This is a genomic window from Orientia chuto str. Dubai, from assembly GCF_000964595.1.
GTDB classification, from domain to species: domain Bacteria; phylum Pseudomonadota; class Alphaproteobacteria; order Rickettsiales; family Rickettsiaceae; genus Orientia; species Orientia mediorientalis.
Window position 1 is genome coordinate 1 of record NZ_LANP01000003.1, and the last position, 15887, is coordinate 15887.

General features: G+C 28.7%; 16 protein-coding genes. 9 read left to right on the forward strand and 7 right to left on the reverse strand.

Going from position 1 to position 15887, the window contains the following annotated elements; translation table 11 throughout:
• Nucleotides 1-793 precede the first annotated feature (793 nt).
• The 4 genes from OCHUTO_RS00690 to OCHUTO_RS06205 all read left to right on the forward strand — a co-directional run bounded on the left by OCHUTO_RS00690 (nt 794) and on the right by OCHUTO_RS06205 (nt 3281).
• Complete coding sequence (locus OCHUTO_RS00690; protein ID WP_084215303.1) at nt 794-1294, forward strand: hypothetical protein; 501 nt, start codon at nt 794-796, stop codon at nt 1292-1294.
• Nucleotides 1295-2311: 1017 nt separating this feature from the next.
• Nucleotides 2312-2527 (forward strand): ankyrin repeat domain-containing protein, encoded by a 216-nt coding sequence (locus OCHUTO_RS06195; protein ID WP_232296897.1) that lies wholly within the window; start codon nt 2312-2314, stop codon nt 2525-2527.
• Complete coding sequence (locus OCHUTO_RS06200; protein WP_232296898.1) at nt 2527-2853, forward strand: ankyrin repeat domain-containing protein; 327 nt, start codon at nt 2527-2529, stop codon at nt 2851-2853. Before OCHUTO_RS06195 ends, OCHUTO_RS06200 begins: the two co-directional genes overlap by 1 nt.
• Nucleotides 2854-2942: 89 nt before the next feature.
• Nucleotides 2943-3281 (forward strand): PRANC domain-containing protein, encoded by a 339-nt coding sequence (locus OCHUTO_RS06205; protein WP_232296899.1) that lies wholly within the window; start codon nt 2943-2945, stop codon nt 3279-3281.
• A 447-nt stretch (nt 3282-3728) separates the two neighbouring features.
• Here OCHUTO_RS06205 and OCHUTO_RS05695 read toward each other — a convergent pair whose 3' ends face one another.
• The 3 genes from OCHUTO_RS05695 to OCHUTO_RS00705 are packed head-to-tail and all read right to left on the reverse strand — an operon-like array spanning nt 3729 to nt 4402.
• The gene (locus OCHUTO_RS05695; protein WP_156961256.1) at nt 3729-3890 is read right to left on the reverse strand and encodes a hypothetical protein; all 162 of its coding nucleotides are present in this window, start codon (nt 3888-3890) and stop codon (nt 3729-3731) included.
• Entirely contained in the window at nt 3887-4072 is a 186-nt protein-coding gene (locus tag OCHUTO_RS00700; RefSeq protein ID WP_045796963.1) for a hypothetical protein, read from the reverse strand. Before OCHUTO_RS00700 ends, OCHUTO_RS05695 begins: the two co-directional genes overlap by 4 nt.
• Before the next feature lie 30 nt (nt 4073-4102).
• Nucleotides 4103-4402 (reverse strand): hypothetical protein, encoded by a 300-nt coding sequence (locus OCHUTO_RS00705; RefSeq protein WP_045796964.1) that lies wholly within the window; start codon nt 4400-4402, stop codon nt 4103-4105.
• 702 nt (nt 4403-5104) lie between these two features.
• Here OCHUTO_RS00705 and OCHUTO_RS07005 point away from each other — a divergent pair.
• Nucleotides 5105-5242, forward strand: coding sequence for an Rpn family recombination-promoting nuclease/putative transposase (locus OCHUTO_RS07005; protein ID WP_084215309.1), 138 nt, complete (start codon nt 5105-5107; stop codon nt 5240-5242).
• Nucleotides 5243-5703: 461 nt separating this feature from the next.
• On the opposite strand, the gene OCHUTO_RS00710 is transcribed toward OCHUTO_RS07005, so the two are convergent.
• The 3 genes from OCHUTO_RS00710 to rpiB all read right to left on the reverse strand — a co-directional run bounded on the left by OCHUTO_RS00710 (nt 5704) and on the right by rpiB (nt 7869).
• Complete coding sequence (locus tag OCHUTO_RS00710; RefSeq protein WP_045796965.1) at nt 5704-6519, reverse strand: alpha/beta fold hydrolase; 816 nt, start codon at nt 6517-6519, stop codon at nt 5704-5706.
• Between the two features lie 54 nt (nt 6520-6573).
• Nucleotides 6574-7038: a single-stranded DNA-binding protein gene (gene ssb / locus OCHUTO_RS00715; protein WP_045796966.1), complete on the reverse strand. Its 465-nt coding sequence runs from the start codon at nt 7036-7038 to the stop codon at nt 6574-6576.
• Between the two features lie 381 nt (nt 7039-7419).
• Nucleotides 7420-7869, reverse strand: a complete 450-nt coding sequence (rpiB, locus tag OCHUTO_RS00720; protein WP_045796967.1) for a ribose 5-phosphate isomerase B — start codon at nt 7867-7869, stop codon at nt 7420-7422.
• Nucleotides 7870-8040: 171 nt separating this feature from the next.
• On the opposite strand from rpiB, the gene truB reads away from it, so the two are divergent.
• From truB to pnp, 3 genes are all read left to right on the forward strand, one after another.
• Entirely contained in the window at nt 8041-8934 is an 894-nt protein-coding gene (truB, locus tag OCHUTO_RS00725; RefSeq protein WP_045796968.1) for a tRNA pseudouridine(55) synthase TruB, read from the forward strand.
• A 28-nt stretch (nt 8935-8962) separates the two neighbouring features.
• On the forward strand, nt 8963-9232 hold the full coding sequence (gene rpsO, locus OCHUTO_RS00730) for a 30S ribosomal protein S15 (protein WP_045796969.1): 270 nt from the start codon (nt 8963-8965) through the stop codon (nt 9230-9232).
• Nucleotides 9233-9522: 290 nt separating this feature from the next.
• Entirely contained in the window at nt 9523-11733 is a 2211-nt protein-coding gene (gene pnp / locus OCHUTO_RS00735) for a polyribonucleotide nucleotidyltransferase (RefSeq protein WP_045796970.1), read from the forward strand.
• 1342 nt (nt 11734-13075) lie between these two features.
• On the opposite strand, the gene OCHUTO_RS00740 is transcribed toward pnp, so the two are convergent.
• Nucleotides 13076-15247 carry a TrbL/VirB6 family protein gene (locus OCHUTO_RS00740; RefSeq protein ID WP_045796971.1) on the reverse strand — a complete coding sequence of 724 codons (2172 nt, stop codon included), beginning with the start codon at nt 15245-15247 and terminating at the stop codon, nt 13076-13078.
• A 343-nt stretch (nt 15248-15590) separates the two neighbouring features.
• On the opposite strand from OCHUTO_RS00740, the gene OCHUTO_RS00745 reads away from it, so the two are divergent.
• The gene (locus OCHUTO_RS00745) at nt 15591-15878 is read left to right on the forward strand and encodes a VirB3 family type IV secretion system protein (RefSeq protein WP_045796972.1); all 288 of its coding nucleotides are present in this window, start codon (nt 15591-15593) and stop codon (nt 15876-15878) included.
• The last annotated feature ends 9 nt before the right edge of the window (nt 15879-15887 follow it).

Below are 15887 nucleotides of genomic sequence, written 5' to 3' on the forward strand. Positions count from 1 at the left end.
AGATTCCAAGTGAAGGTAGAGTAATATATAGAGATGAATGTGAGAAAGGACTTATACTCCGTGTGTCATACCCTAGTGAAAAAGGTTGAAAGTCATATTCAATCTAAAGAAGAAGGAAAGTTAATTTTTGTTAACTTTCGCACTTTATAGAACCTGCTATTAACTTGTGTTAACTTTTATTAATTTTTGTAATTAATATTCAACCTTAACTATAATTAAATTTGCAAAATTTGTCAATATTATAAAAAAATTAATGCAAAAGGTCGAATATAAGGAGAATAAAATTTAGGAAATTTAGCACTAATTTTTAATTCAGAAGTTGAACTAATGATCAAGAAACGCATACAACCTAAGGGTAAATCAAGCGTTTTTCAATTCAGATGTATTATGAATGAATTAATATAAAAAAATTGCTATAAAACAAGCATAATTATTTGATCAGTTATTTAACCACAGTGTAATATTTATTAATAATATACATAAATTATATAGTAATTATGTCTTCAATAGTATTAAAGTTTACAAATAGATTACTAAGTAAAATAGAGACTCCGAGTGAAAACACAGTTTATAGAGATGAAAATGAAAGAGGACTTGTTTTAAGAGTGTAATATTGTCTATAGGTAAAACTGGTCTTGTAAGGCAGATAAAATCAGTATGAAGATAAAAATAGGTTTTGCATAAGAATAATTATGCTCCCTATATTCGACCTTTTGAATCAAAATTTTAGAATAATTTATAAAAAATTATTTCCTAAAACTACCTGCTATAGCTGTATTTTTGGAGGCAAAAAGTGCAACATATAGTACGCGATATTTTAACCAATAGTTGTAATTTTACTAAAAATAACAGTGTCAATAATGATACAATTTTTTACCATTTTATTGGAAATTTTATACCAGCAGAGTGGAAGGATCTGATTGGAGATAATAAAAAAGCTTTAAGTAAAACCTCTAAACAACTCCTATCATTCATAGTATTTAGACTGCAGCGCTATTATAACAACGATATAGAGGAATTACAGGAGAGTTATAAGCTTTTTGAGGATAAGTTAAATGTTGGTCAACGCAGGGTTAGACAATGCCTAGTAGAATTAAGAGACGCTGGTTTTATTGAGGTTGAAAATAGGACAACAATTAAAAATAATCTTAAATGGCGTAATATTCCATGTATAAAACTTATTAAAAATTTTCAACATGTTAGTAACTTCGAAAAAGAGTCAACAGAAAAAAATTTTGGCTTGAACTTACAAAAAATTGCAAGAACATATATTGGTATTAACATTATCTACTGAAAAGGCCTCAAAGGCATATTCAATATAAAGAAGAAGAAAAGTTAATTTTTCGTTAACTTTTGCGCTTTGTAGAACCTACTATCAACTTGTATTAACTTTAATTAATTTTTCAATATTCAACTTCAACTATAATTAAATTTGCAAAATTTATCAATATTACAAAAAAATTAAAGCAAAAGGTCGAAAATATGGAGAATAAAAATTTAGGAAATTTTACACTAATTTTTAATTCAGAAGTTGAACTAATGATCAAGAAATGCATACAACCCAAGGGTAACCAAGCGATTTTCAAGTTAGATGTATTATGAATGAAATAGCACAAAAAAATTGCTATACAACAAGCATAATTATTTGATCAGTTATTTAACCACAGCATTTATTAATAATATCAATTATATAGTAATTATGTCTTCAATAGCATTAAAGTTTACAAATAGATCACTAAGTAGACTCCGAATGAAAAAATTGATGCATATTTAAGCAGCAAACAAATATTTTATATTTATGCAGCTCTAGTTTTTATAAGATTGCAAAAATATTTTTTTTTACAAGTGGTATTGCTTCGGTCAGAATCTTAATTTAGAACTTTATAATACACACTTTAGTAATCTCATTACAGAGTTACATTCTATATATAGATTACATAATTACAGCTTAAGATTACCAAGGTTATTGAAATTTTTACTAAAAGTAAATAAGCTTGATCTAACTCATTACCTATAGCATATTAGGAAGTATGGCTATAATTGCCATGATATAAAAAGGTGTTATCAGAATAAAACTAGCTTTAGCTGTTATTTCTAAGTTCTGTAGCAATTTCAATGCAAGCAAAATCTGCAGCCAGTAGATTACTAGATAAATATTAGATAAACAATATATGATCTTGTACTTTTTTTATAAAACAAGAAGCTTGAGTAAATTTTAAGTTGCATCGCTACTGATTTAATGTGTAATGATATTTACATTTAATGTATAAAGTTTTTGGTAATATAATATGATTTTAATGGGAAAACTACTATGAATAAGTTAAGGCTTTATGCTCGGCTGCTATATGCTCCTGCAAGGAATATTTGTAGTTCAGTAAATAAGCATGTTTTACCTTATGTTGCTAGTACAGGCGATATGGAATTATTACAGTATCTGATAGACAATGGAATCGATGTAAATGCCCAAAATCATTGGTGTAATACTGCATTACATGTTGCTCTATATGCGGCACCATACCTATGGTAATGTTGTTGTTAGAGAATAATGCTAATCCAAATCTACAAGATGTAAATCTCAATTCTTCTTTACATTTAGCTGTTGCAAGAGGGCATACTGATGTTATACGTTATCTATTAGATTATGGAGCTGATGTAAATTTACAAAGTGGCGTTAGTGAAACTGCTATACAGCTAGCTTGGCGTAAATATCCCGAGAGTCGAGAGGTATATTTAGACATAGTAAGATTATTAGCTTCTCACATTGTTAAGATGGAACATTGTAACCTGGTAGATATTAGTTCACAAGGTTTTTTTTACAAAATAAAGGGCTTATCAATGAATCAGACCCGCTAAAGGCATTTGAACAACAATGTCATAAAGAAATAATGGCAATGAAGTCTATCTCTGTTAGCAAAAGTAGTTTATCTTTTTTTGATATATTTGTGCTGAGAAAAAATATAAACATATTAGCAAGATGTGCCAATAATCCTGATATTGAAGGTAACTATTGGAGTAAATTTCCAATATATTCTTCCTGTATTAAACAATCTATTGAAGCAGGAAAAGAAAGATTCATAGTGCTACAAGGGGCAGTTGAATCAATGGATGAGATATTAGAATCCAATGATGGTTCTTTGCTAGAAAGTAGTACATTTTGGCATTCCTTTTCACCAGAAGTAAGGTTGATGATATTGGAGCACTTAAGCAATGATGATTTAGCAAAACTTCAACATAATGACGAATTAAAAGTTGAAGGAGCTTATGCTATATATGAGGAGTAGCTAAGATATAAAAGCTCTTGTAACATTGGTTGTTGTAAATCGATTATTAAGTAATAAAGTGCAGCCATGTTAGCTAAAATAGACTGAAAGTTCAATAAAAAGTTAGATCTAGCTTCTATGGGCTTAAGCTGTTATTCTTTTATGCTTAAGCACTTTAAAATTACTTAAAAAAGCATGAATCATAAGTTAAAAACTACCTAATAATGCTAATGAGCTATTGATATCAGAGATTTATAATAACAAGTTTAAGTGTTATAACTCCGAAAATACTGTGAGTCATATTATTATGATAAAGTAAATCCTCATGATATATTTATTAGGTGCAAAATGTTTAAAGAAATACAAAATCTTAGGAGAATAAGTGCTAGAATGGCTATAATACTTACTCTCTTTATACTCTTTAAACTATTATTATAGTATAGAACTCTGGTTAATTTAAGCTAAATACTATATTCCACTATCCCATAGTAATTGATGTTGCTGATATGATTCGATGAATTGCTCTTCATCTGCTTGTAGTATAGTGTTTTTAGTTTTATCTTTGCTTAATAATGAGCATTGCAACTGAATAGATTCAGGCATTTTTTCTGGTTGAGGAAGATTTGTCAATAGCCATTTTCTATTTCTATGTCTTCAGATTGTGTTAACTGTATCTTGTTGTCGTTGTCAATGTCACTATCAGTTAAGTTAGGTTGTTGCTCTTCAAATATCACCTCGGATTGCTTTTTAATGTATCCAGGTGATAGATTATTTTTAAATTTATCTAATTTAACTTCTATTTCAGTGCCCATATTATTGGTTAAATCATAATATTGCTTAAGTTATACTAACTGTATGTTACTGTTGATTTCAGTGTCACTTTCTATATCAGTTGAATCAAGATTTTGTGCTTTATATTTTTCTATAAACTTAACTATATTACTACTTAATCTTGAAAAGAAAATCTTATTTAAATCCTTTAGTACTATAGGATGATTTATTGTAGATTTTATTTTTATGACTGCACTTTTGCCTAATTTATCAACTTTGTAAATATCTTCTATAAAGTCATTGATATCTGCTAACTCAATTGACATATCAATGTGTTCATATTTTCTGTCTCCTGGTATTACATTGCGCACAATAAAATATGATGCAAATTTTTTTTATAAATCGTTGTTGTACGCATTTTATAAAATGTTCTGCTAAATCTTTTTCTTCAAGTTGTTGTGTCAATTCTGTTTGTAAAATATCGATTATACCTGAAGCTATGTTTTGTAGTGAAGGTGGTGTTATATGTGAAAAAATTTTTAAGCAAAGAATTCTTTATACTTATTTTGCCTATCTGTTGTTAGCTCTGTTATATGATTTTTTATATTCCATTGTAACTTACGATCATTAAAAAATTTGGCAAAATTTGATACTATAACCTCTATTTCATTAGACTACAATCTTTGACTGATAAGCCATTCAGCTGTTCTTTTGCTGACTTTTTCTTCAATATAGCCATAAGTTTTAAAATGCTTTGTAAAATATGAAATTAATTTTGTTGTTAAAAATTGTTTTACAAGTTGCTGATTATACTATGTTAAGTACACAATTGCATATTTTATATGAAAACCTGATGCTCTCATAGTTTGAGTTATAATACATAACTTTTGCTGGAAAAAGTTCCTTGTTGTTCAAACTTAGCTTCTATATTTATATTAGCATTCTCTATATATTTAAGGATAAAATTCGTCATACATTGTTACCTTATAGTTTAAAGTTTTGTTATATATATAAATGATCAAGAAATACAATTTATAATATTAAACTCTGATTTATCATAGTAAAAAAATTTAATTGATTTAAATTCAATAAGGCTTGAAAAGGACTCATATGTAGAAGAAACCATAAGACGCAGTATGTGTGATGTTTTACTTTTAGCTGAAACTAAAAATGATGAAGAAGAGTTTATTTATTTTCTTATTGAAGTATAAGTTAGTTCAAACTATTGGATTGCTTTAAGATTGTAGGAGTATACCTTATCCATAAAATCTTGAAAAGAAAGAGATAAATTACCAATAGTACTATCTATGATAGTATATTATAAAAACTAATACAATAAGAAGCTTATGGAAAATAATCCAGAATAATAAGCAGGAGAATACCAACTAACCAGCTGCAAGCAATGCTAAATGATGAAATCAAGAGAAAAGTATTAGTCTAGTGTATTTATGAAATAATATAATAGCATTATGGGAGGAATTTTCTGAATTTTTGATATTATATGAGTGGCTATATTATTTAATTAATAACAAACTTTTTTGTTTTGCTGACGCAATTTTTAATCATTTTTCTAGAACTGATTTTTTTGTTAACACTGATTCTGATTGCTCTGCAACGGTAAAATACTTTATCAATATTTTTTTGTAAAGCTTTGTATTTTCAATTTAAAACTTTATTCAGTACAAATATTTTGCCAAATTGATTTCCAACCTTTATCATGACTAATAGATTTAAACTTAATTACTTTTGCAAAGTTTGCATGTTTTGCAAACTTATCAATAATAAATAATGGTACTATCTTGTCTTCTATACCAGTTAAATGAAGCTGGGGTATGTTCTTAACGCTTTCAGCATAATCAATAGGATTAAGTGAATCTGTCATATGAGGGCTATTATGAAAATTATTAAATGCAATGTGATCAAGATTACCAGCTATAGTTGTAATTGTCTTAATATTAGGGTTAATTGCTGCAACTAATACCGCTAATCCACCACCACCAGAATAGCCAATAATATCTGATGGTTGATTGTTGCTAATTTTTATAATGACTTCATTAATAGCTTCGACAACCTCTTTGGCAAATCGTTTACTAGTCCAATATTCTTTTTTGCAGTTTTGCTGTAATGATGGAGAAACATATTGACAGGGTCTAGCTATATAAACTACGTTTGGTCTTGGATCAATTATAGCAAGCTCTAGCACTAATGGAAGTAGAGGTGTGGGATTGTCAGATATACTATTGTTATAGTATATTAGGCCATCACCTTCAATGTAAAATACAAAATTTAAATTTGGATTTTTGATTTTATGAAAAATTGTAAGAAAAAAACTATTAGTTTTTATTATATCATTTTTCATTTCTGTATTTAGAATGACTTTGTTGGCCCTATTAACACGAGCTTTATAGCTAGCGTTTATATGACTTGATAATAAAAAACTAATTATTGATATTAGTATTAGGTTTTGCCGTTTAGAAAAAACGCTCATACATTTTTTTATATATCTTAAAATACGATAAGTAATGCTTTAACATGTTCTAAACTAGAATGGTATATCATCATCATCTAATGATTGACTTAAATTTTGTTGCTTTTTGTTTTGAGATGATAGATCATTAGGGGGTTTATTTTGAAAAGAGGGAGAATCTCCAGCTGACTTTGAGTCAAGCAAAATTAAGCTTGCATTATAATTTTGCAAGATTATTTCAGTAATATATTTTTCTTGTCCAGAGTTATCTTGCCATTTTCTAGTTTGTAAACTGCCTTCAATAAGTACTTTGCTGCCTTTTTTTACGTAATTTTTAATAATATTAACTAAGCCTTCATTAAATACCACTATACGATGCCACTCAGTTTTTTCTTTCTTTTCATTACTATGTTTATCTCGCCATGTTTCTGTTGTAGCTAAGCTAAAGGTTGTTATCTCTTTACCATCATTTGTTTTTCTAATTTCTGGATCATGTCCTATGTTTCCTATTAACGTTACTCTATTTAAGCTGCCAGCCATTATGTCTTACTCCAAGTGAATTCATCAAAAGTAATATAATGTCAATATAAGTTAAAAAGTTCTATTATGCTAATGTTTTTTTTCTAATTAAAGATTTTATATACTGAACTTAAAATTAGAAAAAAGAGGTAAAAAATATAGATTAATTAAGAGGTAGATTGTGAAAAAATCTTAACTTGGTTGTACAGAATAAGAGAGAACTTGCTCTAACAAGTACTGTATGCCTAAAAAAAGGAAGATATAAGGAAGATATACAGTATTTAGCATGTGAAAAATACAGAAGCTCTTTCCTCTAACAAATATAGTGATATTATAGCTGTAGTTTACAAGATAGGTACAAATATATTAAGAATATTTAGTAAGGTGAAAAAAGGAAAAAATTTATCTGAGTTTTTCTAGTCTAGTTAAGTGGCGACCACCTTCAAACTTTGTAGTTATGAACTTAAAAATCATATTAGTAATAGTATTAAAATTAGAAATTTTAGCTCCTATAACTAAGATATTTGCATTATTATGTAGGCGCGATTTTTCTGCCATGTAGTCATCAAAGCATAAAGCTGCTCTAATATCAAAATGACGATTAGCAGCTATACTCATGCCAATACCTGTAGCACAAATCAAAATACCGTATTTAGCTTGGTTGTTAATTATGCTGTCACATAACAGATTTGCAATATCTGGATAATCAACTTGCTGATTATCATGAGTTCCTATATCAAGTATTGAAAAATGAGCAAAACAATCCTGTTCGAGAATGTATTGATGGATTTTTTCTTTTAACTCATAACCTTTATGATCAGATCCAATAGCAATAATATTAGATGAAGTCATATAATAACACTTGGAAATAAAAATATCATTAATTTTAAAATTAAATTTTACATTATCAATAATAAAATTATTGATAATAAGAGTTTTTTGATAAAAATATATAAAAATACGTATAAGTTGAAAATAGTTTAAGTAAACTTAGCATATCTAATTATAGAGATATATAGTTAAATGAACGGATGGATTAATTTATATAAACCAGCTGGTATAAGTTCAGCACAGGCAGTTTCTAAAATTAAGCGGTTACTTAACTTATCTAAAGTAGGTCATGCTGGTACTCTTGATGTTGAAGCTGAAGGAATATTACCAATAGCTATTGGAGAAGCTACTAAATTAATTCAATATTTAATTGAAGCAAGAAAAGAGTACCACTTTACAATGAAGTTTGGTGCTAAAACCGATAGTGGAGATGCTTCAGGTAAGGTGCTGCAAACAACTAATTATATACCTACTTATGATGAGTGTGCTACAATAACAAAGAAGTTTATTGGTAAAATTGTTCAGGTACCACCAAGCTATTCAGCATTAAAAATTAATGGTGTTAGAGCATATAATCTTGCTAGAATTGGACATATGGTAGTTCTCTCTCCTAGAGAAGTCAAGATTTTCAGCCTTGAATTGAAATCTTATGATTCAATAAACTCTACAGCAACATATTTAACTGAGTGTTCAAAAGGTACTTATATAAGAACTTTAAGTCAAGATATAGCTTTATGCTTGCAAAGCTTAAGTTTTGTGGTAAAATTGGTTCGTACTAAAGTGGGATGTTTTAGTTATGAGAATAGTCTTTATCTAGATGCATTAAGTAGTTTTAATGAAGTAGATGGTAATATATATCTCAAGAAAAGTATTATGAATACTGAATATATTTTAAGCAATATTCCAGTACTAACTATAAATAAAGCAGTAGCACAGCAAATTTATTATGGACAGCAGGTACAGCTGTCTGAATTATTTGATTGCTCATTAGTATGGTTGCAGTATAACAATCAGCTAATTGCAATAGGAAAGCTTGAGCATGGTTATTTTAGATCATCGAGAGTATTTAATTTAGTACAAATTTAAAATAAGAAGATGTAGGGATTTTATTAGTATGTCAATTACAGTTGAACGTAAAAAAGTATTGATTAGTGAATATGCTGACCAAGAAGGTAATACTGGATCAGTTGAAGTGCAATGTGCAATTTTAACTGAGCGTATTGTTAACCTCACTCAGCATTGCAAGATTAATTTTAAGGATTTTTCTTCTAAGCGTGGTTTATTAATGTTGGTTAGTCACCGTAGAAGGTTATTAAGATATCTGAAGAAAAAAGATGTGAACAGGTATACTCAACTTATTGGTAGATTAGGCCTTCGTAAATAATAGCATTGTATTTTTTATTAAGAATGCCATGTAAAATCATTGTATTAATGTTTTAATGATGTTTTCTTAATAAAGATAGTGCTCACCCATTGTTTGTGCAGCAAGCGTATTTAGTAACTAATATAATTATTGGCTACTGAAATAACTTTATTCCTAGTAATTTATAACATTATTAGCTTTGTTAAAGTAACAAAGGAGTTAAAATGCATTATTTCTATAAAATAAAAAAATAATAAAAATATGATATAGAAAAATATAAAATTTAGTTAATATTTTAAGGATAATAAATTATGTTTAATGAAATAATAAAAAAAGTAGACTGGTGTGGCAACATGCTGTCTCTAAGTACTGGTAAGGTAGCTCGTGATGCTGATGGAGCAGTTCTAGCATCTATGGGCAATACTTCAGTATTATGCACAGTAGTCTTTGATAAAAACTCAAGGACAGATATAGATTTTTTTCCACTATGTGTTTACTACAGAGAAATGTCCTATGCTGCTGGTAAGATTCCAGGCGGATTTATAAAAAAAGAAGGCAAGTTTTCAGAGCATGAAATCCTGATATCAAGATTAATAGATCGTTCCATTAGGCCGCTTTTTGATTCTAACTTTTGTAATGAAACTCAGATTATTTGTACAGTAATGTCATATGATCCTAGATATAGTCCAGATATTTTAGCAATTATCGGCAGTTCTGCTGCATTAGCAATTTCTGGAATTCCAATAATTAGACCAATTGGAGCTGCTAGAGTTGGTTTAGTAAACGATGAATTTGTATTAAATCCTACAATTCATCATAACAGCACAGATCATAGAGAGCTTGATTTAGTAGTTGCTGCTACTACTTGTGATTATGATTCAATTACTATGGTAGAAGCTAGAGCTTACGAAATTAAGAAAGAGCAAATATTAGCAGCTATAAAATTTGGATGTGAATCACTAAATCCAGTCATTAGTGCTATTGAAGAAATGCAATCAAGTCTTAGGAAAGAAAAGTTTGTAGTTACAGCTAGCCCTCATCTGAGTTATAATGATGAAATACTTGCACATTTTAATTATGATATTAGATCGGCACTTTTATTATCGATTAAAAAGGAACGTAATCAAAAACTGCAGTTAATACAACAAAATGTTATTGATTATTTTTTCCAAAATGGAGCTAAAGATGAGATTGCTGTTTTAAATATAAAAAAAGCTTTAGATAACGTCATATCAATGATATTTAGGAATTTAGTCTTACAGGATAAAACAAGAATTGGCAATAGGGCAATGGATGAAATTAGGCCTATCATTTGTGAGGTTGGTCTATTTAATATGGTACATGGATCAGCATTATTTACTCGTGGTAATACTCAAAGCTTAGCGACGATTACTTTAGGTAGCAGTACTGATGAGCAAGTTGTTGAACAGTTAAATGGGTGTGAAAGACAGCATTTCTTACTAGATTATATCTTTTTACCTTATTCTGTAGGTGAAATTTCTTCACTAAGAGCTGCTAGTAGAAGAGAAATAGGACATGGTTATTTAGCTAAAAAAGCTATTCAGCCAGTTATTCCTACTAAAGAAGAATTTCCATATACTATCAGAATTGTATCAGAAATTACTCAATCTGATGGTTCTTCGTCAATGGCAACAGTATGTAGTGCTTCCCTTAGCTTAATGGATGCTGGAGTACCAATAAAAACACATACTGCAGGTATTGCAATGGGAGGAGTTTGCGGTGAAAATAATAACTTTCAAATTCTATCTGACATATGTGGTGATGAAGATCATTTTGGGGATATAGATTGCAAAGTAGCAGGTACTAAGAATGGTATTACAGCTGTGCAGTTAGATATTAAAGTTCAAGGAATTAGTTTATCTATAATCGAGAATATTTTACGACAAGCTGAAATTGGTATAGATCATATATTAGGTGTTATGAATAATACTATTAATTGCTCTAAATCAGAGCTAAGTGCATATGCACCAATGGTTCAAACACTTGAAATTCAAAAAGAAAAAATTCGTGATATTATTGGGGTAGGTGGAAAAGTTATTAAAGAAATTTGCAAATCTTTTGATGTTGAAATTGATGTTGGAGAAAACGGAGAGGTTAAGGTATGGGGAAATATAGGAGAAAATGTAAAAAAAGCAGTGCAAAATATTGAAAGTATTGTGTTTATTCCTCAAATAGGAGATATTTTTGATGGTGAGGTAGTTAAAATTATTGAATCTGGAGCATTTATAAAGTATGTAGCTGGTCGAGATGGATTTGTACACATTAGTGAAATTAATGATACACATATAAAAGATATAAATGAACACATTAAATTAGGAGATAAGGTAAAAGTCAAAATCATCGGGATTGATCATAAAAATCGTGTTAAATTAACTCTAAGAACAGACAAAGAGCATTGCAAGAACAATAAAAATGAGCAGCAGAATGTTACAGGCCCTATAAAGAAAAGGATTAAGCTTAAGGAAACAGCAGTAATTTCTAATAGAAAATATTTTGATTAAGTTTTTTTTAATGATTGTAGAATGGAAAATGAGAATTGATTAAATCTATTATTCTACAAAACGTTGCAGTATACTTAGCTTGAAAAAAGAAGAGTAATTATTTTACAGGTATTATATGGTTAGAAGCTGAACTTGAGAATTTTATACTGCTTAACGTTTAAGTAAACTGCTGATAAAAATATCTTTGAGCATGAAAAGCTAAAGATACTGATATGCTTTATCTAAAAAAGTATTAGAATGGTTTAGGTTTGATCTTTAAAAGTGATATATAAGTTTCTAAACAAGTTTTATATGTTACGAGAAGTATTTAGGAACAAAACATAATACCTTTGTTTTATGGATAATTGCGTCAAAATTAGCAATAATATAGATTAATAATTCATGCTTATCTACAAACACTAAGAAATCAACTAGAACTTCAGAGTCTATTCGCAAATTTTAACAAACAATGATAAATTCTGGTAAAACGGTGCCTTATATGTTTGAGGAGCTATATAATACACTAAATATAGTTTCAATAGTAGTAAACTTTTAACTCAAGGCAAGAGTTTGTTTTTTATATTTTCCTTATATCAGTTATCAACTTCAATTCTCGATTGCGGGGATTAGAAAACAAAATTCTTATTTTAAATATCCTTGACACCAAATACTAAACTAGTAATATTCTTGATTAATTCAAAAATATGATTCTATCGTCTATATTTCCTTTAGTTTATTTGAGGTCTTGGATTTCCAATTGTTATTAATTGACAAATGTAATTTTAATTCCAAAAAAAACTTTGCTATTTTTAGTAGGAGCTATAATATTACCAAATGCTTTATTTCTGAAAGCTTTTTATAAAATGACAGGCAGTAATTGATGTAAAGTATATATATACTAATCCAGTAGCTTTACTTAAAAAAAATAACAATACCTTCAAGTAAAATATAAATAGTTTAATATTTCTGCTTTTACTACAATAAAATTGTAGTATGAAAGTATATTAAGGTTAGATTTGTATAATTTATAAATAGCTTATAATATAAAAATGTTTGAAGTTTTTGCAATGGTGGGAGAGTATGATTATACTAGTAATACTATTGTTAGAATCTTTGAATAGCCTATTATAGATGTTCTAGTAGGGGTTTTTGCTAGTATTTAAATATGGAACTATTCTACAAAAACAGTATAGGTTTGTTATGTCTTTTTTCCTACACCACAAATATATATAAGCTAACTGCATATTTTCTCCATTTTACAACTCTTTGTGATAACCACATCTTTTCATCCATAGTTGAGATTTATAGTATTTTTAAATTATTAGTTGTATGCATATTGAGTATAGAACTAAATACCAATGTATTATTTTTTAGGTCCTGTATTAATTCCAGGCCTGCTGCTAAAATTAGAAGAAGGATTATTGCTATCTTTTGAAGTGTGTTGCTGACTAGTTTTATTAAATAACTGAGGAATGAATTTTGTTGGTGATTGAGGAGTTACTGTTGATACTATTGCAGTAGTAGCTTTTTCACTAGCAGATGATCTATCACCTCCACTGCTAATATAATTTGCAAGGGCAATTGCCTTATCGTTAAACATGCTAAGTAAAAATACACAAGCTGCAAGTAGTAATAAGCTATCCCACTGAACAAAATTACCGGCAAAAAAGTTTCTTATTCTATGTCTATCTTTATTTATATTAGGATCCAAAAAAGGTAATTCTACATAACGGTTAGCTTTACATTCATATGCGGAACAGTGTTCTTCATTTGAGATATCTGGTGAATTAATTAGCTGCTTACTGTTACCAGATATACCATCACTGCATTGCCATTGGCTTTGGTTACGATATACAATATGGTCTTCAGGTACAGGTATATTAGCACATTTTTGATTGAATAATAAAGTTTTTTTAAGCACTTGTGCTGGAAACCATAAATTTAAAAGTGATTGTTTTTTAGAGCTATCACCGCTAATAATTTTTATTAATGTGTTAGCAATAGGAGGGAAAGGTACTTCGCATACTCTAAAGCCAAGAGAAGCGTATATTTCATGCCTAATGAACATTCCAACAAATGCAATACCAGCAAATAATATCACAGGCTGAAGAGCATATATAGTTAGCTGCTTAATCCAGTTTTCAAAAATTGGTTTAGTAAATTGAAACAAAACAAAACATAAGAAAACTGGTCCTACAATTATTCCTATGCCAACTAGAATTAAGGCATTAAGATATAATATTGTTGCTCTAAAGCTGATTATTAGAATATAATATAGTAATATCAAATAACAAATAATATAAATAAATCCTCCCCAATGCACAAATAGTATTGAAAATAACTTTTTTAGCGTGTGAGGAGCAATCATTAGTCCTAATATGCTTGATGAACCTGGTCCTATTGCTGTTGCTTCATTGATAGTTTTAATAATAAATTGCGGTCCATCTACAAAAATAAAGAATAGATAATTATAAAAAAAATTCCAAGCTGCAGCAGAATTGAGTAAAATAGATATTACTAAAATTTTTACTGTTCTAATTACTAGTTCATGGGCAGTCATATTAATGTTGCCTATTAAGAAAGCTAAACCACTAAACGCGATAAATAATATCAAGGTAAGGTTGACAACTAATTTATAGCTTGGATTATTGAGAATATTAGTAAAGAGATTTTGGATTATTCCATTTTTATTTTGATTTTTTTGGTTACCAAACAGCATTTCTTTAACTAGATTAATAAGGAACTGTGATGGATCATCTTTTTCATCCCCAACGCCAGATTTAATAATGATTTTATATTGTCCATTATTATCATCGTAAAATCGATCTAGAATTTTGAAATATAATTTTCCGCTAGTATATTGTTCAGACTCTTGAGGTTGGTATTTATAGAAATATCCTCCAGTTTTAACTATATTTCCATCAGGTGTAGTATCAAAAAAACCAGCATCTTCTGTAGCATTGAGTGAACTAAGGTAGTTTTGGCCTACATGAAAATTAATCGTTTTGTTATGAATACCATAAGATTGGGAATTAACATTAGCATTTGGATTAACTCCAGGCTTAGCAATTAAAGCATAAAGTCCAATTCCATGTTTAAATAAGCATGGTGGGTTAATAACTGGAACGTCATCGTTGTCATCAGCTGAGTCAGGAAAAGTTTTATTATTATGAAACTTACATTCTGGAAACCTTTTTGTGATGCTGGCAAGTGTGTGTTTATTTTTAGTAGTTCCATACCATGCTGACCATGCTGATAGATTGCTGATATCATTATCATAGTCATGATAATTCCAATGCTTAACCATAATAACTATAGGTTTGCCATTAACTAAAAGTTTGCTATCAACCCAAGGCGCTACTTGATGGTCTTTTTGGCCAATAAGTTGCTTAGCATTATATCTTGATGATACAGTAACTATAGGAAATCCAAAATCATCCGCATCTATACATTCAGCCATGCTATAACTAATTATAGAGCAGAATAGTATAATTTTAATAAAAATTTTTAAGAACGATATATTTTGCTGATTCATTATGTTCAAATTGCGAGTATTGAATTACTGAAATTATGTTGAATCATACAATAAAGTTTTATTGATTTCAAAAAGAACATAATTATTGATATTTATTATAGTATAGTTAGTTAATTCAAAAATTGACATGAGATAATATCGCATCATAGCTATAAAAATTTTTTACAAAGTTAGTGTGGGTATTTGATTTTAGTTCAATTTCAGCTTTTAATTATGGTAGCATTCTGTTATGCCGCAAGAGTAGTTTAATTAAACTTAATCATGATTAAGTTTAATTTTCTTTCAAATAATAATGCTGTTAATTATTTATATTTACTGAATTTACAAGGAGAAGATAAAAAATATGTTAGGAAAATTAGAAGCTGATCCTTTATTTTTAGGATTAACTAGACCTCCAATGATATTTGGAGTAAGTCTTCCATACGCACTATTAAATATTATGCTTTCAACGATGTATCTTACTTTAGCATCTAATTTTTATGTTGTACCAGTAGCATTTGTGATACATGCAGTAGGTTATGTGTTATGCTTTAAAGAACCACGTTTTATGGAAATTTATTTAATGCGAGCTCAAAAATTTAATAAGTGTCCTAATAGGCTTTATTATGGCGCTAATTCATATAGTATATAGCATTAAATA

Bases quoted from the DNA above. Each gene is read 5' to 3' on its own strand.
- OCHUTO_RS06195 (WP_232296897.1), top strand. From the start codon at position 2,312: ATGAATAAGTTAAGGCTTTATGCTCGGCTGCTATATGCTCCTGCAAGG.
- OCHUTO_RS06200 (WP_232296898.1), top strand. From the start codon at position 2,527: ATGTTGTTGTTAGAGAATAATGCTAATCCAAATCTACAAGATGTAAAT.
- OCHUTO_RS00700 (WP_045796963.1), bottom strand. From the start codon at position 4,072: ATGGGCACTGAAATAGAAGTTAAATTAGATAAATTTAAAAATAATCTA.
- OCHUTO_RS00710 (WP_045796965.1), bottom strand. From the start codon at position 6,519: ATGAGCGTTTTTTCTAAACGGCAAAACCTAATACTAATATCAATAATT.
- ssb (WP_045796966.1), bottom strand. From the start codon at position 7,038: ATGGCTGGCAGCTTAAATAGAGTAACGTTAATAGGAAACATAGGACAT.
- rpiB (WP_045796967.1), bottom strand. From the start codon at position 7,869: ATGACTTCATCTAATATTATTGCTATTGGATCTGATCATAAAGGTTAT.
- truB (WP_045796968.1), top strand. From the start codon at position 8,041: ATGAACGGATGGATTAATTTATATAAACCAGCTGGTATAAGTTCAGCA.
- rpsO (WP_045796969.1), top strand. From the start codon at position 8,963: ATGTCAATTACAGTTGAACGTAAAAAAGTATTGATTAGTGAATATGCT.
- pnp (WP_045796970.1), top strand. From the start codon at position 9,523: ATGTTTAATGAAATAATAAAAAAAGTAGACTGGTGTGGCAACATGCTG.
- OCHUTO_RS00740 (WP_045796971.1), bottom strand. From the start codon at position 15,247: ATGAATCAGCAAAATATATCGTTCTTAAAAATTTTTATTAAAATTATA.
- OCHUTO_RS00745 (WP_045796972.1), top strand. From the start codon at position 15,591: ATGTTAGGAAAATTAGAAGCTGATCCTTTATTTTTAGGATTAACTAGA.